We start from the raw sequence: 20,111 nt of genomic DNA, 5'->3' as shown, positions 1-20,111 counted from the left end.
CGGGTACGGCTGCCCCTGGGGCGGGTACGGCTGCCCCTGGGGCGGCGCCCCGTACGGCTGGCCCTGCGGGGGATGCACCGGCCCCTGCGGATAGACGGGCCCCGGCGGAGGCGGCGGATAGACCGGTCCAGGCGGGGGAGGCGGCTGCTGCCCCGGATGACCGTAACCCTGGGGCTGCGGCTCGCGGTGGCCCGGCGGCGGCCACGGACGCGACGGTGGCCGCAGGGGCTGACCTGGCCCCTGAGGCGGGGGTGGATGCTGCCCGTTGCCTGTCACCGTGTATCCCCCTTGACTCGGTTGTCCGTAAAGGGTGACTTGGTACGTCACTGGTTGGACATTTGCCGAATTTGGGGCAGAAGCATACCGATTTATCACCCGTCACAGAAGTCGCAGTGCCCGGCTACGGTCCGAAATCATTCGAGGTGATCTCTGCTATGTCCCGGACCGCACGGCAGCTGGTGTCCTAGCTTCTTTGACATGAACCTCCAGCAGCTCCGCTACGTGGTCGCGACTGCGGAGCACCGCACCATGACCGACGCGGCCAGATCGCTGTATATCGCGCAACCTGCGCTTTCGCGCGCGATCCGCGATCTGGAACGGGAACTCGGCATGACGCTCTTCGCCAGGTCCGGACGCGGTGTCGTCGTCACCGCACAAGGCCGGCGGGTGGTCAAACTGGCAAGGGAGGCTCTTGATGCCGTACACGAGATCGAGAGCCTGTCCAATCACGGCAGCACAGGGGAGGCGGAGCTCCGCATCGCCTCCACACCCAGCCTCGAACCCGGCCTGGCCGGACGGCTGCTGCCCGCCTACACCGCCGAGCACCCAGGTGTCCGCGTGCACATCGTCCGTTGTGACGGCCGTGACGCCGTCGTCAACGCCATCAGGGATCAGCGGGCCGACCTCGGCCTGACCGATCTGCCCGTACCCACCGATCTCATCACCCATCCGCTCGAACGCCAGGAGATCGTGCTGATCTCCCCGCCCGGCCTCGAACTGCCCAATCCCGTGCCCATGGGCAAGCTTGACGGGATGCGCCTGGCCCTGCCCGCACGGGGCAGCGTCCGGCGCAGGGAACTCGACGCGATGTTCGGCAAGTACGCCGTCAGCCCGGTCGTCGTGCTCGAAACCGACGAGCGCAACGGCTGGCTCAACGCCGTACGCACCGGCCAGGCGTCACTGCTGTGGTACCGCGGCATGGCCGAACAGGCCGGCCGGGCGGGCCTGGTGGTGCGCTCGCTGGAACCCGCGGTCCGCCGCGTCATCGCCGTCGTGCACGCCCGTCGCCGCCTGCCGCTGATCGCCCAGGACTTCCTGGCCGCCGCCGAAAAGGGCAGCGCCGCCTGACCCGTCCTGAGCACATCGCCTTCGGCCGCCGCCGCGCCCGGCCGGAAGCGAGGACTCACCCCCGCACGAACCCCCCGCACGAACCCCCGCAGAACCCGCACGAACCCCGCACGCACCCCGTGCGCGAACCCCCCTCCTCACCTCGCCACAGGCAACCGCACGACCGCACGCAGCCCCGGTGCGGCGTCCTCCAGATGCACCCCGCCCCCGTGCGCCCGCACGGTCTCCCGGACGATGGCCAGGCCCAGCCCAGCGCCGCCCTCGTCGCGGCTGCGGCCCGAGTCCAGCCGGGTGAACCGGTTGAACACCCGCTCGCGATCCTGCTCGGGAATGCCGGGCCCGTCGTCGGTCACCGTCAGCACCCCGTCGGCCGTCAGCGCCACCTCCACCTTCGACGAGGTGTGCCGCACCGCGTTGTCCACCAGGTTCGTCAGCACCCGGCTCAGGTCCAGCGCGTCGCCGCGGACCACGACGGGATCGCACACGGTCAGCCGGGCCTCGCCGTACCTGTCGACGGTCTGGCGCACCACCTCGTCGAGATCGACCGGCTCGCGCCTGGCCGGCACGCCGCCGCGCTCGTCCAGGCGGGCCAGCGCCAGCAGGTCCTCGGCGAGCCTGGACAGCCGCATCGCGTCCTCCATCACGCCCTCGGCCGTCTCCGGCCAGTCCTGGCCCTCCGGATGGCCGAGCGCCACCTCTAGCTGCAGCCGGATGCTGGCCAGCGGGCTGCGCAGCTCGTGCGCGGCGTCGGAGACCAGCGCCCGCTGACGCTGCTCGGCCTCCTCCAGCCGGGCCAGCATGTCGTTGAGCGTGGTGGCCAGCGAGTGCACCTCGTCGCGCGACTCGGGCACCGGCAGCCGGCGCGACCTGGCGGTGTGCGTGATCTCGGCGGCGCCCCTGCGCAGCGCGGCGATCGGCCGCAGCGTCCGGCCGATGACCACCCAGCTGGCCACGGCCAGCAGCACGATGAGCATCGGCGTGCCGACCAGCAGCACCCGGCCGGCCGTACCGAGGCTGGTCTGGATCTCGCCGATGGGCCTGGCCGCGACCACGGTCCTGCCATGGTCGGCGCTGATGACCACCACGCGCAGCGGCCCCGAGATCGCGAACGGCCGGCCGTCCAGGAACGTGGCCTGGCCGTCGCGCAGCACCTCGGCCCGCTCCCGCGCGTCCAGCAGCGGGACCAGCCGGTCGGCGCCGTACGTGACGTCCGTGATGCGGCCCGACGCGTCGATCACCTGCACGATCGTGCCGTCGTGGGTAGCGATCGGGCTGGTCAGCGTGCCCGCGTCGGCCTGCACCCGCACGGTCTGGGCCTGCTGCCTGGTCGAGTCGTCGACGGTGCCGATGAGGGCCCGGTCCAGGACGGTCAGCAGCACCGACGCCGAGATGGCCAGCGCGAGCGCGAGGACGGCGGCGGCCACGACCGTCAACCGGAAGCGCAGCCCCTGGCGCCGCCACCACAGCAGCGGCGAGTCAGCCACCGTCGCCCGCCAGCCGGTAGCCCGCGCCGCGCACGGTCTGCAGGGCGTTCCTGCCGAACGGGGCGTCGACCTTGCGCCGCAGGTAGCCCACGTAGACCTCCACCACGTTCGGGTCGGTGTCGAAGGTGTCCCACACGTGCTCCAGGATCTCCGACTTCGACACCACCTCGTCGCGCCGGCGCAGCAGATATTCCAGCAGCGCGAACTCCCTGGGCGTCAGCTCGATCACCTGCTCACCCCGCTCCACCCGGCGCCGCGCGGGGTCCAGCGTCAGGTCGCCCGCCGTCAGCACGGCGGGCCGCCGCCCGGAGTCGCGCCGCAGCAGCGCGCGCAGCCTGGCCACCAGCACCACGTACGAGAAGGGCTTGGTCAGGTAGTCGTCGGCGCCCAGATCGAGGCCGTCGGCCATGTCGTACTCGCCGTCCTTGGCGGAGAGCATCAGGATCGGCACCCAGTTCTCCTCGGCGCGCAACTGCTTGCACACGTTGTAGCCCGACAGCCGGGGCAGCATGATGTCGAGCACCACGATGTCGTAGTCGCCGTGTCTGGCCGCGTGCAGTCCCTGCTCGCCGTCGTGGGCGAGGTCCACGGCGAAACCCTCGGCCTGGAGCCCCCGCTGCAGCGCGGCCGCCATCCGCCGCTCATCCTCGACGACAAGTACTCTCATGTGGCGATTCTCCCGTTCCTCCCCTGTGACCACGCTGAGAAGGCTGAGAGCCGTCTCAGCTGGTCTCAGGCTCGCCTAAGCATGCATGACGCAGGCTCTGGTCATCGACATACCGTTAAGGAGTGAGATGCGCAGAGGAACGTTCGTGAGATGGGGAGTTCCGATCGCGGCCGCGGCCGTGATCGCGGGAGCTATGGGGGCCGGTCCGGTCATCGCCGCGGTCAGCGGCGATCCGGTGCTGCCCGAGCGTACGGCGCAGCAGTTGCTCGCCGACGCCGCGGCGGCCACCAAGGACAAGGCCGGCCCGCCGCCCATGTCCGGCACCGTGCAGCAGACCGCTTCGCTCGGTCTGCCCGCACTGCCCGACATGGGTGGCACGTCGCCGCTGAGCCTGCTGTCCGGCTCACATGAGGTGAAGGTCTGGTACGGCGCCGGCGACAAGCTGAGGGTCGCCATGCCGACGCAGTTCGACGAGTCCAACCTGATCGTCAACGGCGACCAGGTCTGGTACTGGGACAGCGGCGACAACACGGCGACCAAGATCAAGATGGCCAAGGGCGCCGCCGGGAAGCCGCACGAGCTGCCCACGCCGGGGCCGGCCGATGTGACCCCGCAGCAGGTGGCGGCCAAGCTCCTGGCCAACGCCGACGAGCACACCGCCATCCGGGTGACCAACAACGCCCAGGTGGCCGGCCGTGCCGCCTACCAGCTCGTGCTCGCCCCCAAGGACGAGGGCTCGCTGGTGCAGGAGGTGCGGCTGGCGCTCGACGGTGAGACGTACATGCCGTTGCAGGTCCAGGTCTTCGCCAAGGGCTCGGCCGAGCCGGCCTTCCAGGTCGGCTTCACCCAGGTGACCTTCACGCCGCCGGCGGAGGAGAACTTCGCCTTCACTCCGCCCGCGGGCGCCAAGGTGAAGGAGGAGACGCTCGGTGCCGGCGGCGACGCCGAGCACGCCGAGCAGCAGGCGGAGTCGGCCAAGGAGGCCCGCAAGGACACGAAGGTCGTCGGCGCCGGCTGGACCAGGGTCGCGGTCCTGCCCGCCACGCTGGCGGACCTGACGGCCAAGCCGGCCGAGACCCCGTCCGACGGCAAGCCGGGCAGCCACTGGAAGGGCGGCTCGGAGGGCGCCGACCCGAGCGCGCTCGTCCAGAACGTGCTCAAGACGGCCACCCCGGTCAGCGGCACGTGGGGCTCGGGCAAGCTGATCAAGACCAAGCTCGTCACCGCGCTGCTGACCGATGACGGCCGGCTGCTGGTCGGCGCGGTCACGCCGGAGGAGATCACCAAGGCGGCGGGCACCAAGTGACCGTTGTCACGCATGAAGCGGGGGCGCCCTTCGGGGCGGCCCCGCCCTCCGGCGACTCGGCGATCGTCACCCAGGGCCTGACCAAGCGCTTCCGCGGCGGCCAGGTCGCGGTCGACGCACTGGACCTGACCGTGCCGCGCGGATCGGTCTTCGGCTTCCTCGGGCCCAACGGCTCGGGCAAGACCACCACGATCCGCATGCTGCTCGGCCTGGTGGCGCCCACGGCCGGCGAGTACTCCGTGCTCGGCCTGCCCCTGGCGGACGCACTGCCCCGGGTGGGGGCGCTGGTCGAGGGGCCGGCGTTCTACCCGTACCTGTCGGGCGAGGCGAACCTGTACCGCTTCGACGCCGCCGACCCCACCGCCCCCGGCCGTACCGCGAAGACGCGGGTCGCCGAGGCCCTGGAGCGGGTCGGCCTGTCGGCGGCCGCGGGCAAGCGCTTCCGCAACTACTCACTCGGCATGCGCCAGCGCCTGGCCATCGCCGCCGCCCTGCTCGGACCCCGTGAGCTGCTCATACTCGACGAGCCCACCAACGGGCTCGACCCGCAGGGCACCCGCGAGGTGCGCGCGCTGGTCAAGGAGATCGCCGCCGACGGCACCACGGTCTTCGTCTCCTCGCACCTGCTGACCGAGGTCGAGCAGATGTGCACGCACGCCGCGATCATGCGGGCCGGCAACCTGGTCGCCCAGGGCACGATCGCCTCGCTCAACGGCGGCCTCACCACCCGCGTCAGAGTCGAGACACCGGACGTCGCCGACGCGGCGCGGGTGCTCGGCACGCTCGGCCTGGCCGACGTGCGCACGCCTGACGAGGGCGTCGCGGCGGTGACGGCGGACCTGGGCGCGCACGCGCCCGAGGACATCAACGCGACGCTGGTACGGGAGGGCGTCGCCGTGCGCGGGCTGGCCGTCGTACGGCCGAGCCTGGAGGACGTGTTCGTGGGACTGACAGGGGAGGGATTCGATGTCGACGGCTGAGACGCAGGAGCGCCGGACGCCGGGGCTGGTGCCGGTGACCGAGACGATGCGCACCGCCGAGCGGCCGTCCTCGGCGCCCGGTTCATCCGAGCCGGCCGAGCCGGCCGGGCCGCCGGTGCGTCTGGCGTCGGCGTTCTGGCGGCTGCTCGGCTCCGAGCTCGGCCTGACGTTCCGGCGGCCACGCAATCAGGTGATGCTGGCCGTCCTGGCGAGCGTGCCGGTGCTGATCGGCATCGCGCTGCGCATCGCCAGTGCCGACGAGGCGGTCGGCGGGCTCATCGGGGCTGTGGCGGGCAACAGCCTCATGCTGACCTTCGCCTCGTTCTCCTTCCTGGTGCTGCTGCTGATGCCGATCGCGGTGAGCGTGGTCGGCGGCGACTCGATCGCCGGCGAGGCGGGCGCGGGGACGTTGCGCTACCTGCTCGCCGCGCCCGCCGGCCGGACGAGGCTGCTGGTCGTGAAGTACCTCAACGCGGTGGTGTTCGGCTACGCGATCACCGTCGTGGTGGCGCTGTCGGCGCTCGTCACCGGGCTGATCCTGTTCCCGGTGGGGCCGGTGACGCTGCTGTCGGGCAGCACCATCTCGGTGGCCGAGGGCCTGCTGCGGATCCTCATCACCGTCGGGTACGTGGGCGCGGGCATGGCGGCCCTGGCGGCCGTGGCGGTGGCCCTGTCGACGTTCACCGAGGTGTCCATCGGCGCCATCGCGGCGACGATGGTCCTGATCATCGTCACCCAGGTGCTCAGGGCGATCCCGCAGCTCGAGGCGATCACGCCCTACCTGCTGCCCAGCTGGTGGACCAAGTTCGACGCGGTGCTGCGCAGCCCCATCGACTTCGCGGGCCTCGGTCAGGGGCTGCTGGTCTTCGGGGCGTACATCCTGCTGTTCGGCTCCATCGCGTGGGCCCGCTTCTCGGGCAAGGACATCACCTCCTGAGCGGTCCGGGCCGGTGAGATCCGACCCGGACCGTCTCGGCGGTCCGCCATCAAATTAGAGCCGCCCGTACGTCAGGACGGGCGGCGGCGCAGGCCCGGACTTCAGGAAACGCGCGGTCAGGACGGGCGGCGGCGCAGGGCCAGGACGGCGACCACGATGCCGATGACGCCCACCACGAGTCCGGCACCGCCCAGCAGGCGCGCGGTGCCGTCCGAGGACGAGCCGGCCGCTACCTTGCTGACCGATGGGGCCATGCCGTCAGCGGAGGCCGGCGCCGAGGCCGCGGGGGCTGACGCGGCGGCCGACGGGGAGCCGCTGTGGTGCGAGTCGGACGCGGTCGCGGGAGTCAGCTTGAGCGTCGGAGCCGGGTGCTCCGCCTCGCTGCCGTCCGCCTTGGGGGCGTCCGCCCACTTGACCACCTCGCCGCCGGAGTATGTCTGCGTCGTCGGGAACGCGAGCTGATCGGTGTCGGTGGGCAACTGCCCCATGGATACCTCGAACTCCTGGAACTCGCCCTTACCGATCTTCCCGCCCGACCAGACGACCTTGGTGACGGCCTCCTTCAGATCGCCGTACTCGGTCTTGACGGGCTTGGGCAGCTTGCCCTCGGTGACTTTGACGCTCCATCCCGGCACCGGCTTGACCGAGACGAACGCCAGCGGGTGGTCGGTGGGGAAGGAGACCTCGACCTTGACGGTCGAGGCGTCGTCGCGCTCGTTGGGCACCCGGAAGGCGACCTTGCTGAAGCCGCCCTGCTCGGCGGTGCCCGGGTTGATCGAGACGTGGGCCAGCGCGGGAAGGGCGAGGCCGGCGGTGATGGCGGTGGCGGCGGCCAGAACCGTGGCCGTACGTCGCACGAAGGACATGATGGATCTCCACTGGAATGAGCGGGGGGGGGTCGAAAAGGTGTCAGAGGATCAGGCGGGCAGTGGAGGACCACGCCTGGCGACACAGTGCAGGAGCAGCGGATCGACCGGGACGATCCGTACGATCACCATCGGGACGGCCGGCCGCACGGCGGGAACGGCGAGCGGGCGCAGCAGCGCCAGACGGTGACCGAGGCGGCGCAGCAGCGCCCAGAGCGCGCTCTCGCCGCGCGCCAGCCACCACCCCGTGATCAGCGTGGCCGTCAGGTGCGCCAGCAGCATGCCGGCGGCCTGGCCGAGCCCGCGGCCGTGCGCGTGCGAGATGACGTAGGCGGTGCCGTCGGCGCCGAACAGCTCGTGCAGCCCGAACTGGGCGCACACCAGCGCGACGTTGATCGTCGCGGCCGAGCGCTCGCGGGCGCTCAGCGCCAGGGCCGGCAGCAGCACGGCGCCGAGGCCGAGCGCGGCCGTGTGCGGCGGGGGAACCGAGCCGCCGCCCATCGCGTGCGCGAGCGCGGCGAGTCCCACGCAGACGGCGGCGAAGGCGGCCGTCCGCGCGAGTCTGAGGGGAAGTTCCGCGCGCATGGGTGTGTCACATGCTCTCACGGGGGCAGGGTTCGGGGAGACCGCTACTCCCATGCCGCGCAATGCTGGTCGATTTGCGGCAATTGTCGCTAGGGTCGTGCCGAACACGTTGACATTGAGGTGAGAACGTTGCGGCACTTTGCAGGATTGCTCATCGGCGTCGTGGTGACCGCAGCGGTGCTGGGAGGCGGCGGCTGGGCCGTCCAGCAGGCATTATCCAGTGCGTCGGCCAACCCCGCCGGCGGCCAGCAGATGTGGATCGCCCTCGGCGCGATGGCGGCGGTCGGGCTGGTCGTGGGACTCGTGGTGGCGGGCCGGGTCTCGCCGATGGCCACGTTCGTGCCCTCGATGGTGCTGCTGGCCTGGACCGTGGTCTACTCCCTCGACGTCAACCGGGCGATCTCCCTGATCCCCGCCGAGCCGTCGGTGAACCAGATCATCAGGGACGTCGGCACCGGTGACAAGCTGCTGCTGACCACGGGCGTGTTCGCCCTGCTCGGGGTCGCCCTGTTCATCCCGGTGCTGATGCCGTCGCGCTGGTCGCGGCGGCACGAGGACGAGGACGAGGACTACGAGGAGAGCCCCCAGGGCGGCTATTACTGATCGTCGTCCTCGAGGTTGGCGATCGTGCGGGCCGGCGTCCGCATGAGCCGACGCTCAGCGGCTGCCCGTGTAGAGGTGGGTGACCACGTCCTCGATCGTGGACTTCTCGGGCGCCGTGGCCATCAGCTCGTCGAGCGTGCCGTCGAACGCCAGCCGGCCGTGGTCGATCAGCATGACCCGGCGGCAGAGCCGTTCGATGTCGCCCAGGTCGTGCGTGGTCAGCAGGACGGTCGTGCCCTGCTCGGCGTTGAGCCGGCGCAGGAACGCCCGGATGCTCGACTTGCTGACCACGTCGAGCCCGATGGTCGGCTCATCGAGCACCAGCACGTCGGGCGCGTGCAGCAGCGCGGCGGCCAGGTCGCCGCGCATGCGCTGGCCCAGGCTGAGCTGACGCACCGGCGTGCGGGTGAAGTCACCCAGGTCGAGCGTCTCGGTCAGCTCGTCGAGCCGCGTCTTGAAGACCTTGCGATCTACTTTGTAAAGGAGTCGGATCAGTTCAAAGCTGTCCCGCAGCGGAAGATCCCACCACAGCGTCGTACGCTGCCCGAACACCACGCCGATGCGCCGCGCCAGCGTCGTGCGCTTGCGCGAGGGGTCGAGCCCGGCCACCCGTACCCGGCCCGACGTGGGGGTCAGGATGCCGCACAGCATCTTGATCGTGGTGGACTTGCCGGCGCCGTTGGGGCCGAGGTAGCCGACGAACTCTCCGGGCGCCACGGTGAACGACAGGTCGCGTACGGCGTGCACGACGTTCCCTTTGAGCTTGAGGCTCCTCCGCACCTTGAACGAGCGCCCGGCCTGGTCGAGCTCGATCATCCCTAACTCCCCGTGGATCGGTAATGCCGGATGCCCAGGCGCCAGGCGAACCCGGCGAGCAGGGCGAGGATCAGGGCCGCGACCGGCCCGAGGAAGCGCATGAAGCCCGGCGTGCCGAACGGGTCGTCCCGGTCCAGCACGTAGAGGGCGGGCTGCCAGTTGATGAAGGCCAGCGGCAGCGCGTAGGTCACCCCGCGCACCAGGTCACGGCCGTAGATCGCGAACGGATATTGCGTGAGCTGGCCGCTGCCGTAGGTGAAGGCGTTGGTCACCTCGGGCGCGTCGGTCAGCACGAACTGCAGCGCCCCGGCCAGCGTCCAGAGCGCCCCGAAGATGACCACCCCCGTCGCGATCATGACGGGGACCATCCAGAGCCGCCCGGAGTCGAGGCCGAGGGCGTTGATCGCGTAGCCGAGCACGATCGCCGCCTGCAGGACGCGGCCGGCACGGGTCGGCAGGAAACGGTCGGCCGCCAGCTGGATCCAGGCGCTCACGGGCCTGATCAGGATGGTGTCGAACGTGCCCGCCTTGATGTGCTGGCTGATCCGGTCGATGTTGCTGACGAACAGGTCGCACAGGCAGAAGGCCAGGTTCGCCGTGCCGTACAGGAAGAGCGTCTCCTCGCGGGAGAAGCCGGCCAGGGAGGTGGTGTTGGCGAAGATGATGAGGATCACCGCCACGTCGGTGCCCGCCACGAACAGGCCGAGCACGATCGTGAGGACGAACGAGGCCGGGTAGGCCATCGCGGCGCGGGTCCAGGTCCAGGCCAGCAGGAAATATGTGCTAACCACCCTGGATCACCACCTTGTGGCGGATCGCCCGCGTGCCGAGCGCACCGGCGGCGAGCAGCGCGGCGGCCCAGCAGCTCTGGAAGGCCAGGGTCTCCAGGACGGGCGCCTTGCCGAGGTAGAGGTCAGTGGGTGCCTGGACCATCGCGGCCCACGGCAGCGCCTTGGCCAGGTCGCCGAGCAGGCCGGGGAACAGGCCGAGCGGCAGCAGCATCCCGCTGAAGAGCGTGGTGAGCACCAGCGAGAACGCCCCCACGCCACGCTCGTCGATCAGCCAGCAGACCGACAGCGAGACCAGGTAGCGCCAGCCGAAGCTGGCGATCATCCCGGCCAGGAAGCCGGCGAGGAAGGCGAGCCACTGCCCGGGTCCGGCCGGATAGGTGACGCCGAACAGCGCGGCGCCCAGCAGCATCGGCGGGATGCCGCGTACCAGGAACAGGTAGCAGGCCCGGCCCAGGTCCTCCGACAGGGACCAGAGCAGGAGCGAGGCGGGGCGGACGAGGTCGAGCGCGATGTCGCCGCTGCGGATCCGCTCGGGGATGGCCAGGCCCGTGCCGAACAGCTGCATCGGGCCGATCAGGGCCTGGGTGATGAAGCAGAACGTGACGGCCTGGGTGACGTCGTAACCGGCCAGGCCGGGCCTGGCCTGCCAGAGGGCGATGAGGATGTAGGCGCGAAGGATGCCGAAGACGCTGTTGGTGAAGGCGCCCGCGATCGCGGCCCAGACGTAGGTGGCGTGTTTGCGGAAGCCGTACCGGACCAGCCGGGCATAGAGCGGTATGGTTTTGCACCTCCGGAGAGTGATGGCACGGTGACCAACCGTGCCCAGACCCGCACGCGGGTCGGTCGATGGAAGCCTTGAATTATCTGCTCCGCGGTCGGCGATTCGCAATGCGATAACGACGCGCGGGCCGCTATTCGGCCTGGTGTGACACATCGCGGAAATAGTCCCGTAAGCGAGGAGATACTTACTTGCGAGTAGAGCGATGTTCTGGGGGGAAGGAGATTCATCGGAGGGATATATGGACTTGGACAGGGACGTCGCTCCCGACTATCCACTGAGCTGGCAGGCTCGCGCGGTCACCGGTCTGATGCGCGGGACCCTCAAGCCGGCCTCCCACCTCCTGATGCGCCACCCCGTGACGATCGACTGCGCCGCCCGGCTTGGCGAGCTGGGCCGCCTGGTGCCGTTACGGCCGCCCGGCCACGTGGACGTCGAGCCGGCCGCCTTCTCCGCGTGCGGCGGTGAGTGGGTACGCGCGGGCGCGGCGCCCGACGAGGGCAAGGTGCTGCTGTACTTCCACGGCGGCGGCTACTTCTCCTGTTCGCCGAGGACGCACCGGCCGATCACCTGGCGCCTGTCCGTCGCGGCCCGCCGCCCGGTCCTCGCCCTCGACTACCGCCAGGGGCCGATCCACAAGCTGGCCGACTCCCTGAGCGACGCGCTGGACGCCTATGACTGCCTGCTGAAGCGGGGGTACGCGCCCGAGGACGTTCTGTTCGGCGGCGACTCGGCGGGCGGGCACCTCACACTCGCCACCCTGCTCGCCCTGCGTGACCGCGGCCTGCCGCTCCCGGCCGCCGCCGTCTGCCTGTCGCCCTGGGCCGACCTGACCGACCTGCCCAAGCGGGCGAACCGCTGGCAGGACCCGATGCTGTCGGCCAGTCGCATCCGCTGGCTGGCCCGGCGCTGGACCTCCGGCCTGGATTCGCGCGACCCCCTCCTCTCGCCCGTGCTCGGCGACTTCACCGGTCTGCCGCCGCTCATGATCGTGACCGGCTCGACGGAGGTGCTCAGGGACGAGGCCCGGCGCGTGGCGGTCAAGGCCAGGCTGGCGGGGGTGCCGGTGACGTACGAGGAGTGGCGGCGGATGCCGCACGTGTTCCCGATCCTGGCCGATGTGCTGCCCGAGGGCAGGCTGGCCTTCCGGCACATGGCGAGGTTCTTCGCCGCGGTCGCGGCGGTGCGGTCGTCCTCGCTGGAGGACGCGGCCTGACCCCTGGGGTCCAGGGTGGTCGTCGTGATGCGATGCTGGATGGGTCGCGGCGAGTGAATGGTGTGCAGGAACAGGTCTTTGTCGTTACCCGTGGCCGCTCGCCCTGACCGAACCGGTAATCAGGGTGTAGGTTAGGCATACCTAATATTGAGGAGTGTTCCGATGGCTGACAAGCCCAGAGATCACCATCGTGGCGTAGTGATACGTACGGAGCGGATCACGCCGCACATGATCCGTGTCGTGGTCGGCGGTGAGGATCTGCGGGACTTCGCCACCTCGGGTCTCACCGATCACTACGTCAAGCTGGTCTTCCCGCACGAGGGGGTCGACTATCCGGTCCCGTTCAACGTTCAGCATGTACGCGAGACCATGCCACGGGAGGTCTGGCCGCGGCTGCGCAGCTACACCGTGCGCGCCTGGGACCCCGACGCCGGGGAGATGACGCTCGACTTCGTCTACCACGGCGAGGAGGGCATCGCCGGGCCGTGGGCCGCGCGGGCCGTGCCCGGTGACGAGCTGTACATGCTCGGCCCCGGCGGCGCCTACGCGCCGCGCCCGGAGGCGGGCTGGCATCTGCTCGTCGGCGACGAGAGCGCGCTTCCGGCTATCGCGGCCGCGCTGGAGACGCTGCCCGGTGGCGCGACCGCCTACGCCTTCATCGAGGTCGACGGGCCGGAGGAGGAGCAGAAACTGCGGGTCTCGGGTGAGACGCGGCTCGTCTGGCTGCACCGCGACGGCGCGCCCGTCGGTGAGGCGCTGGTGAAGGCGGTGCGCGAGCTGGAGTTCCCGGACGGTGACGTGCACGCGTTCGTCCACGGTGAGGCGGGGTTCGTCAAGGAGTTGCGCCGCCATCTCCGAGTTGAGCGCAAGGTGCCGATGGAGCAGCTGTCGATCTCCGGCTACTGGCGGCTCGGCGCCGACGACGAGGGCTGGCGAGCCGCGAAGCGCGACTGGAACCGCCAGGTCGAGGCCGAGGAGGCCGCGGCGCTCGGCTAGGTGGTAAAACGCCACTTCAGGCCATCGAGTCACACCGCTTACTTACTGTGGAGGCACGACCGCCTTACCTCCGATACCCCTTGTGAAAACCATGCGGAAACCCCGCTCGAATGGGACGACAGTGTGCTTTGGCCGTGTCCCAGACAGCGAGCGGAGAACCGATGGCGCGTGGTGCGAGCGACATGCCTCCAGGCGTGCGGCCGCTTACGGTGGGCGACCCGGTCATCATCGGCAGATACCTGCTCCTCGGCCGCCTCGGCATCGGCGGCATGGGGGTGGTCTATCTGGCCGAACACCCGCGGGGCGGTCTGGTGGCGTTGAAGACGCCGCACGCGGTACACCTCAACGATCCCACGTTGCGGGCCCGTTTCGCGGAGGAAGTCGGATTTTCGCGGCGAATCGTGCCCTTCTGCACCGCGGCCGTGATCGAGGACGGCACCGACCGGGACCGCCCGTACCTGGTCACCGAGTACATTCCAGGCCCCGCCCTGTCCCAGGTCGTGATGGCGCGCGGTCCGCTCACGCCCGACCTGGCCTACGGCGCCGGGCTCGGCGTGGCGGCGGCGCTGGTCGCCGTGCACGACGCGGGGCTGGTCCACCGCGACCTCAAGCCGGGCAACGTACTGCTGTCCGAGGACGGGCCGCGAGTGATCGACTTCGGCATCGCCCGAGACGTCGACACGCTGGCGGCGCACACGCAGGCGGGGCAGGTCATGGGCAGTCCGGGCTGGGTGGCGCCCGAGCGGCTGACCGGCGGGCCCGCCGTGCCCGCGTCGGACGTGTTCGCGTGGGGCTGCCTGGTGGCGTTCGCCGCCACGGGGCACCACCCGTTCGGCGGCGGCGAGGCCGATGTGCTGACCCGCCGCATCCTGTTCGAGGCGCCGCGCGTCGAGGGCGTGCCCGCCCTGCTGCGGCCCGCGGTCGAGGCGGCGCTGGCCAAGGCGCCCGGCGACCGGCCCAAGGCCGCCGACCTGTTACGCGTCCTGCTCGCCGCCGGGGGCGTGGGCGATCCGTGGGACCTGCGGACCGCGGTGGCGGGCGTACTCGCCGAGATCTGGACGCCCGTGCCCTATCCGCCGGGAGCGGGCAGGCTACGGCTCGCGCCCGAGACCGGCGAAGGAGTACGGCTCGCGCCCGAGACCGGCGAGGAGGCGACGACCACGCCGAAGCGCGGACGCAGGGCCAAGGCCGGGGCGCACCTGTCGCACGCCACCTTCGCGGCGCTGGCCACGGTCTCCATCGCGGCCGTCACCGTGATCGCGGCGTCGGGCGGCGTTGGTGGTCCGAGCATCGGCGGGGCCTCTCCGCCGTCGGAGAACCGGCCCGTCGTCCAGCCGTACGAGACGGCCGACTCCACCAGGCGCCCCGCTATCATGCCTTTGACCAGCGTCCCGGCCACCGTCGCGGGCACGGCGATCACCTCGCCGCCGGTGTCCGCCACCCGGGCCCGCACGAGCGCCCCGGTCATCGTGCTCGACCCCTCGCCCGAGCGGAAGGCCGCCTGGCATCCGCCGACCACGTACGAGCCGGGCGAACCGGGCGACGCTGACACGGGCGGCTGCGCCGGCCCCGCGGGGAAGAGACGCGGCGGCTCGGCCAGGCGCGACTGCCCGCCACCGTCGGCGTCCATCACCACGATCCCGCAGGACGGCCCCGGCGAGTCGCCGGACCCGTCGATCACCCCATCGGTATCGGAAACGGCCACCGCTCCGCCCACCGGCTCCTCCTGAGTCCCGGATCGCTGGCAACCCCTGCAATTCCTGGCGGCAAGTCACCACAATTGGTGATCTACGGCCTGGTTGTGCCGGGAGGAGAAATCCGGATGCCGGAGTTCGAACCGCTGCGCGAGGAAGAGCCCGTCGAGGTGGGTGTGTACCGGTTGATCGGACGGCTGGGCCCGGACGTGTTCGTCGGCACGCCGAATCTCGCCGGAACGGATGAATCGCCGCCGCCGCCGCCGTCTTCGTCGGCGGCGGATGAGACGATTCCGCCGGCGTCGGCGGAGGATGGGTCGTCGTTGTCGCTGCCGTCGCCGTCGGAAGTTGAGCCGGCTCCGCCGTCGCCGTCGCCATCGCAGTTCGAGTCGGCTCCGCCGCCGTCAGCGGAGCTTGTCGTGGTGAAGCTGCTGCACCCGGAGATCGACCAGGAGCGCTTCCTGCGCCTGATCGAGCCCTTCCAGGAGGTCTCCGCCTTCTGTACGGCCCAGGTGCTCGGGTCTGGACTGCACGACGGCCGGCCGTACGTGGTGAGTGAGTACATCGACGGCCCCACGCTGGAGCGGACGACCGCGACAGGCACCCGGCTGCGGAATACGGCGCTGCACCGGCTCGCCGTCGGGACCGTCACCGCGCTGGTGGCCATCCACCAGGCGAACGTCGTCCACGGCGACATCCGGCCGGGCAACGTGGTGCTCGGCCCCGACGGGCCGCGGCTGATCAACTTCGGCATCGGCCGGGCGATGGCGGGCACGGCGTCCGCCACGACCCGCAAGGTGGACGTGCCCGCCTTCACCGCGCCCGAACGGCTCGCCGGGGCCGCCGCCGAGCCCCCGGCCGACCTGTTCTCGTGGGCGGGGACGTTGGTGTCGGCGGCGTCCGGCCGCTCTCCCTTCGACGGCGGCTCGATGGCGGGCACGGTCAACCGGATCACCAACGGCGAGCCCGACCTGCCCGACCTCGGGGACCTGCGCGACCTGGTGGTGGCCTGCCTGTCGAAGGATCCCGCCTCGCGTCCCACCTCGAGTGAGGTGCTGCTGCGGCTGGTCGGGGAGACCAACTTCCTGACCGCCCGGCTGCCGCCACCGTCCGGGCTGCCCTACAACCTGCCGCCGCCACGGTTACCACCTGACTCGCAGCCGCGGCCTTCCTCCTCCCTGGATTCGCAGCCGCCCTCGCCGCAGTCGCCGCCGCCGTTATCGCCGGATTCGCCGCCGTCGCCGTGGCGGTCGTCGTTGGCTGGGCAGGCAGGGGAGGGGCAGGGGTCGACCGGGCAGGTACCGGAAGGGCGGGCGTCGGCAGGGCAGGAGCCGGATGGTCGGCGGGGGCCTGCTGGGCTGGAGCCGGATGGTTGGGGGCCGGACGGATGGGCGTCGGGCGGTCAAGGGCCGGACGGATGGGCGTCGGGCGGTCAAGGGCCGGACGGATGGGCGTCGGGCGGTCAAGGGCCGGACGGGCGGGCGTCGGACAGTCGAGGGCCGGATGAGCTGGAGCGGCAGGGGGCGGACGGTCGAGGGCCGGATGGGCTTGAGCGGCATGGGGCAGGTGGGCGGGCGTCGGACGGTGTCGCGGCGGCCCTGCCCGTGCGGCGGGGCCGGGGGGTGCTGATCGCCGTGGCCGCGTTCGTCGCCGGGGCGCTGGTGTCGGGCATCGGTGTCTACGCGCTGACCGGCCAGCGGCTCGTGGCGGCCTCCGGCCCGTCCGCACTCCGTTCGACTTCGACCGGTCCCGTCAGCCCCGGTCTCGTCAGTTCCGGTCCTGTTGGCACTGGTCCCGTACGGTCTGGTGCCGCGTCGGGTGCGCCCACCTCGGTCATCACCGCCGCGCCCCCGATCACCCCCAGCGTGACCAGCGCGCCGGTCGCCAGCGTCGCGCCCAAGGCCGACAAGGAGGTCAAGCTCCCCGACGTCGACGCCATCCTGCACGAGAACTCCGCCGACCCCGTATGGCTGGCCGCCTACCTCCAGGTCAAGAGCCCGTACAAGGCGTTCGCCAGGGACAGGTCCGGCCAGTTCAAGGAGGTCGGCCTGGCCGAGGAGCCGCGCCTGTCACCGACGGGCGACTGGGTGGCGCTCAACCCGTGGGTCAAGTTCCAGAGCTCCGACACGGATCAGGTGCGGTTCACCAACCTGAACACCAAGGAGTCCTTCACCGTCAACACGGTGAAGAAGCCCGCGCAGACCTGGTCCCCAGCCTGGTCGCGGGACGGCAGGCGGCTGCTGCTGTCGGTCTCGAACGCCAAACGGACGTTGATCACGGGCTTCGCGGTCATCGACGTCCAGGCGCGGACGGCCACCGTCGTGGAAGCGCAGTACGAGGACGCCAGCAGCCTGCCGTTCGCGTTCACCCCGGACGGCAAGATCGCCAGAGGTTACAGCGCCACCAAGAGTCAGGGCATCGAGACGTACGACATGTCGGGCAAGGTCATCCACAGCATGCACTGGGTGGGCAGGCCCCGCGACGTCTCCTGGTATTCCCCGTCGGGCAAGAAGTTCATGACGGTCTGCCCCAATAACAAGGAGATCTGCATCTGGGACGCCACGACCGGTGACCGCACGGCCACCGTGCCCGGCGTCAAGGACGACTCCTACGTGCTCGGCTGGTTCAACGAGGACAACATCCTCGTGCAGGAGTCCGCCAAGAAGGGAAGGGCCCACGTCGAGATCATGGACTTCCTGGGCAAGGTCAAGCGCGTCCTCGCGGACGTCGCCCCGAACAAAAGCGCCCGGCAGTTCGCGCCCAAGGCTCCGTGACCATGGAACCGCGCCCCTTGCTCGCGGGCGACCCCGCCCAGGTGGGGCCGTACCGCGTCGCGGGCCGACTCGGCCAGGGCGGTCAGGGGGTCGTCTATCTCGGCGAGTCGGCGGCGGGGGAGCGCGTCGCGATCAAGCTGCTGACAAACGCGACCGGGGATGAGGGGTGGGCGGGGTTCGCCAAGGAGATCGAGCTCGCGCGACGGGTCAAGGCGTTCTGTACGGCGACCGTGCTGGCGACCGGCGAACTGAACGGCGTGCCGTACGTCATCAGCGAGTACGTCGACGGGCCCTCCCTCGCCAGGGTGCTCGCCGAGCGGGGCCCGCTGCGGCCGGCCGAGCTGCGCCGCCTGGCGGTCGGCAGTCTGACCGCGCTGACCGCCATCCACCAGGCCGGGGTGGTGCACCGGGACCTCAAACCGGGCAACGTACTGCTCGGCAGGGACGGTCCACGGGTGATCGACTTCGGGATCTCCCGGGCGCTGGATTCCAGTGAACTCACCGGCGAGCATCTGGTGGGCACGCCGCCGTACATGGCTCCGGAGCAGTTCGGCGGCGCCGGCGCGGGGCCGCCCGCGGACCTGTTCGCCTGGGCGGCCACGGTGGTGTGCGCGGCTTCCGGCAAACCGCCCTTCGGCTCGGGAGACCTGCCGTCCGTACTGAACCGGATCCTGTCGGCGGAACCCGACCTCGGCGACCTGCGCGGCGACCTGCGTGACCTGGTGGCCCGCTGCCTGGCCAAGGACCCCGCGGCCCGGCCCACGGCTGCCCGAGCGCTGCTCACCCTGCTCGGCCATCCGGTTCCGCCCCAGGGCCTGCTCACCGAGGGCACCAGATCCGCCGCCCCGCCCACCCCTACTCGACCCGCCGGTGCCCCGCATACCGCCGCCGCCTCGCCCACTACCGCCGCACCCGCTGCCGCCTCATCGTCTGCGACCCCGTCTGGGGGATCGCAGTCCGGATCGCCGTCTGTGCCGCTGGCTTCTGTTGTGCCCTCCGTTCCCTCTGGGCCGTCCCCGTCGACGTTGGTTCCGGGTCGGCGCTCCGGGCGGCGGGTGGCGTTGATCGGGACCGCCGCGGTGCTGGTGGCGGTCGCGGCGGTGGCCGTCACGATCAGGCAGGCCGGTACGACCGTCCTGGGCGCCACGGGAACCGGCACCCCAGGGACCAGCGTCCCAGGGACCGGAGCCCCAGCCACTGCCCAGACCGGGGGCCCGTCCTCGACGTCATCCGGCGCGGCGACGACCGACGACGTGATGCCCACGACCTCGACAACCACGGTGAAGATCCCCGGCACCAAGATCACGTTGCACGAGAACCCCGCCGACCCCGTCTGGGTCAGCTCCGCCTACGGGACGGCGCAGCAGGGCGAGGGTTCTCCCGCCTATGTCCGCGACGCCAAGGCCGGCAAATTCCAGTATTTCGGGAACTTCCAGCAGCCGACGGTCTCGCCGCGCGGCACTTACGTGGCCGCCCTGTCCGTCACCACGCTGAGCCGTACCGACTACAACACGATCAGGCTGGTCACGCCGGCCACCGGCGAGGACGTCGAGCTCCGCACCGCGGACAAACCCGGCGACACGATGGACGCGAGGTGGAACGCCGACGGCCGTCACCTGCTCATGACCCTCTATACCGGCAGACCGGGCTCGCTGAACATAGCGGGATTCGTGATCGTGGACGCCGCCACCAAGAGCGTCCGGTCCCGCCTGACGCCCGGAGGGCGCAAGGGCGGCTATTCCTGGGGCCCGGACGCCTCGACGCTGCTGCGCCAGGAGACGGACGGCGCGATCTCTTTCGTCGGCCTGGACGGCACGGTGGCCCGCTCGTTCCGCGACAAGGGCGACCTGATGAACGTGGGCACCGCCACGCTGCGCATCGGTACGGTGACCGCCACGGTATTCGCCACGGCCTGCCCGGGCACGCTCAAGGGCGTCTGCCTGTGGGACGCGACCACCGGCGCCAGGCGAGCCGTCATACCGAGCGACAAGAGCTCGGGCGACAAGAGCCTGGGCGACAAGAGCCCGGGCGACAAGAGCCCGGGCGACAAGAGCAGGGTCTTCAACGGCTGGCTGGACTCCGAGCACTTCCTCGCCACGGTCACCAAGACAGGCACCACCCGGCTGGTCCTGGCCGACCTGAACGGCAAGACCCAGCGAGTCCTCGCCGAAGGGCCCGCGACGGAACTCAAGGCGGTCACCCTCTGGTACAGCAGAGCCAGGGCATGAGGTGGCCGCGCCAGGCCGGGGGGACGTCTGGCGCGGCCGGGTT

At 71.0% G+C, this 20,111-nt stretch carries 17 protein-coding genes; 10 read left to right on the top strand and 7 right to left on the bottom strand.

Translation table 11 applies throughout. The features are described from left to right. Positions 1-477: 477 nt before the first annotated feature. On the top strand, positions 478-1,347 hold the full coding sequence (locus AB0J16_RS48140) for a LysR family transcriptional regulator (RefSeq protein WP_358433634.1): 870 nt from the start codon (positions 478-480) through the stop codon (positions 1,345-1,347). Positions 1,348-1,484: 137 nt separating this feature from the next. On the opposite strand, the gene AB0J16_RS48135 is transcribed toward AB0J16_RS48140, so the two are convergent. Next, positions 1,485-2,831 (bottom strand): ATP-binding protein, encoded by a 1,347-nt coding sequence (locus AB0J16_RS48135; protein ID WP_358552822.1) that lies wholly within the window; start codon positions 2,829-2,831, stop codon positions 1,485-1,487. Further along, the gene (locus AB0J16_RS48130) at positions 2,824-3,498 is read right to left on the bottom strand and encodes a response regulator transcription factor (RefSeq protein ID WP_358552820.1); all 675 of its coding nucleotides are present in this window, start codon (positions 3,496-3,498) and stop codon (positions 2,824-2,826) included. Before AB0J16_RS48130 ends, AB0J16_RS48135 begins: the two co-directional genes overlap by 8 nt. A 145-nt stretch (positions 3,499-3,643) precedes the next feature. On the opposite strand from AB0J16_RS48130, the gene AB0J16_RS48125 reads away from it, so the two are divergent. The 3 genes from AB0J16_RS48125 to AB0J16_RS48115 are packed head-to-tail and all read left to right on the top strand — an operon-like array spanning position 3,644 to position 6,721. Further along, the gene (locus AB0J16_RS48125) at positions 3,644-4,804 is read left to right on the top strand and encodes an outer membrane lipoprotein carrier protein LolA (RefSeq protein WP_358552818.1); all 1,161 of its coding nucleotides are present in this window, start codon (positions 3,644-3,646) and stop codon (positions 4,802-4,804) included. Beyond that, a complete protein-coding gene (locus tag AB0J16_RS48120; protein WP_358552816.1) occupies positions 4,801-5,784 on the top strand; it encodes an ABC transporter ATP-binding protein in 984 nt (327 codons plus the stop codon). The genes AB0J16_RS48125 and AB0J16_RS48120 overlap by 4 nt, the downstream gene beginning before the upstream one ends. Continuing rightward, a complete protein-coding gene (locus AB0J16_RS48115) occupies positions 5,771-6,721 on the top strand; it encodes an ABC transporter permease (protein ID WP_358552814.1) in 951 nt (316 codons plus the stop codon). The genes AB0J16_RS48120 and AB0J16_RS48115 overlap by 14 nt, the downstream gene beginning before the upstream one ends. Before the next feature lie 116 nt (positions 6,722-6,837). Here AB0J16_RS48115 and AB0J16_RS48110 read toward each other — a convergent pair whose 3' ends face one another. Both AB0J16_RS48110 and AB0J16_RS48105 read right to left on the bottom strand, forming a co-directional pair. After that, positions 6,838-7,587: a YcnI family protein gene (locus AB0J16_RS48110; RefSeq protein WP_358552812.1), complete on the bottom strand. Its 750-nt coding sequence runs from the start codon at positions 7,585-7,587 to the stop codon at positions 6,838-6,840. A 51-nt stretch (positions 7,588-7,638) separates the two neighbouring features. Continuing rightward, positions 7,639-8,172 (bottom strand): MFS transporter, encoded by a 534-nt coding sequence (locus AB0J16_RS48105; RefSeq protein ID WP_358552810.1) that lies wholly within the window; start codon positions 8,170-8,172, stop codon positions 7,639-7,641. A gap of 129 nt (positions 8,173-8,301) precedes the next feature. Between AB0J16_RS48105 and AB0J16_RS48100 the strand changes: the two genes are divergently transcribed. After that, positions 8,302-8,775, top strand: coding sequence for a hypothetical protein (locus AB0J16_RS48100; RefSeq protein ID WP_358552808.1), 474 nt, complete (start codon positions 8,302-8,304; stop codon positions 8,773-8,775). 54 nt (positions 8,776-8,829) lie between these two features. Here the strand turns inward: AB0J16_RS48100 and AB0J16_RS48095 are convergent, their stop codons facing one another. The 3 genes from AB0J16_RS48095 to AB0J16_RS48085 are packed head-to-tail and all read right to left on the bottom strand — an operon-like array spanning position 8,830 to position 11,271. Beyond that, positions 8,830-9,591: an ATP-binding cassette domain-containing protein gene (locus AB0J16_RS48095; RefSeq protein WP_358552806.1), complete on the bottom strand. Its 762-nt coding sequence runs from the start codon at positions 9,589-9,591 to the stop codon at positions 8,830-8,832. A gap of 2 nt (positions 9,592-9,593) precedes the next feature. Continuing rightward, entirely contained in the window at positions 9,594-10,382 is a 789-nt protein-coding gene (locus AB0J16_RS48090) for an ABC-2 family transporter protein (RefSeq protein WP_358552804.1), read from the bottom strand. After that, a complete protein-coding gene (locus AB0J16_RS48085; protein WP_358552802.1) occupies positions 10,375-11,271 on the bottom strand; it encodes an ABC-2 family transporter protein in 897 nt (298 codons plus the stop codon). The genes AB0J16_RS48090 and AB0J16_RS48085 overlap by 8 nt, the downstream gene beginning before the upstream one ends. A gap of 130 nt (positions 11,272-11,401) precedes the next feature. Here AB0J16_RS48085 and AB0J16_RS48080 point away from each other — a divergent pair, with 130 nt between their 5' ends. The 5 genes from AB0J16_RS48080 to AB0J16_RS48060 all read left to right on the top strand — a co-directional run bounded on the left by AB0J16_RS48080 (position 11,402) and on the right by AB0J16_RS48060 (position 20,068). Next, the gene (locus AB0J16_RS48080) at positions 11,402-12,376 is read left to right on the top strand and encodes an alpha/beta hydrolase (protein WP_358552800.1); all 975 of its coding nucleotides are present in this window, start codon (positions 11,402-11,404) and stop codon (positions 12,374-12,376) included. Positions 12,377-12,538: 162 nt separating this feature from the next. Further along, complete coding sequence (locus AB0J16_RS48075) at positions 12,539-13,372, top strand: siderophore-interacting protein (RefSeq protein ID WP_358552798.1); 834 nt, start codon at positions 12,539-12,541, stop codon at positions 13,370-13,372. A 194-nt stretch (positions 13,373-13,566) separates the two neighbouring features. After that, positions 13,567-15,102 (top strand): protein kinase, encoded by a 1,536-nt coding sequence (locus AB0J16_RS48070; protein WP_358552796.1) that lies wholly within the window; start codon positions 13,567-13,569, stop codon positions 15,100-15,102. Between the two features lie 92 nt (positions 15,103-15,194). Continuing rightward, positions 15,195-17,840 (top strand): protein kinase, encoded by a 2,646-nt coding sequence (locus AB0J16_RS48065; protein ID WP_358552794.1) that lies wholly within the window; start codon positions 15,195-15,197, stop codon positions 17,838-17,840. Between the two features lie 2 nt (positions 17,841-17,842). Then, positions 17,843-20,068 carry a protein kinase gene (locus AB0J16_RS48060; RefSeq protein WP_358552792.1) on the top strand — a complete coding sequence of 742 codons (2,226 nt, stop codon included), beginning with the start codon at positions 17,843-17,845 and terminating at the stop codon, positions 20,066-20,068. Positions 20,069-20,111: the final 43 nt, after the last annotated feature.

Origin of the sequence: Nonomuraea sp. NPDC049750, assembly GCF_040659625.1 — a bacterium.
In the GTDB taxonomy this organism is placed as follows: domain Bacteria; phylum Actinomycetota; class Actinomycetes; order Streptosporangiales; family Streptosporangiaceae; genus Nonomuraea.
The sequence above is the reverse complement of the archived record's forward strand: the minus strand, read 5'-3'. Positions and strand labels throughout refer to the sequence as shown.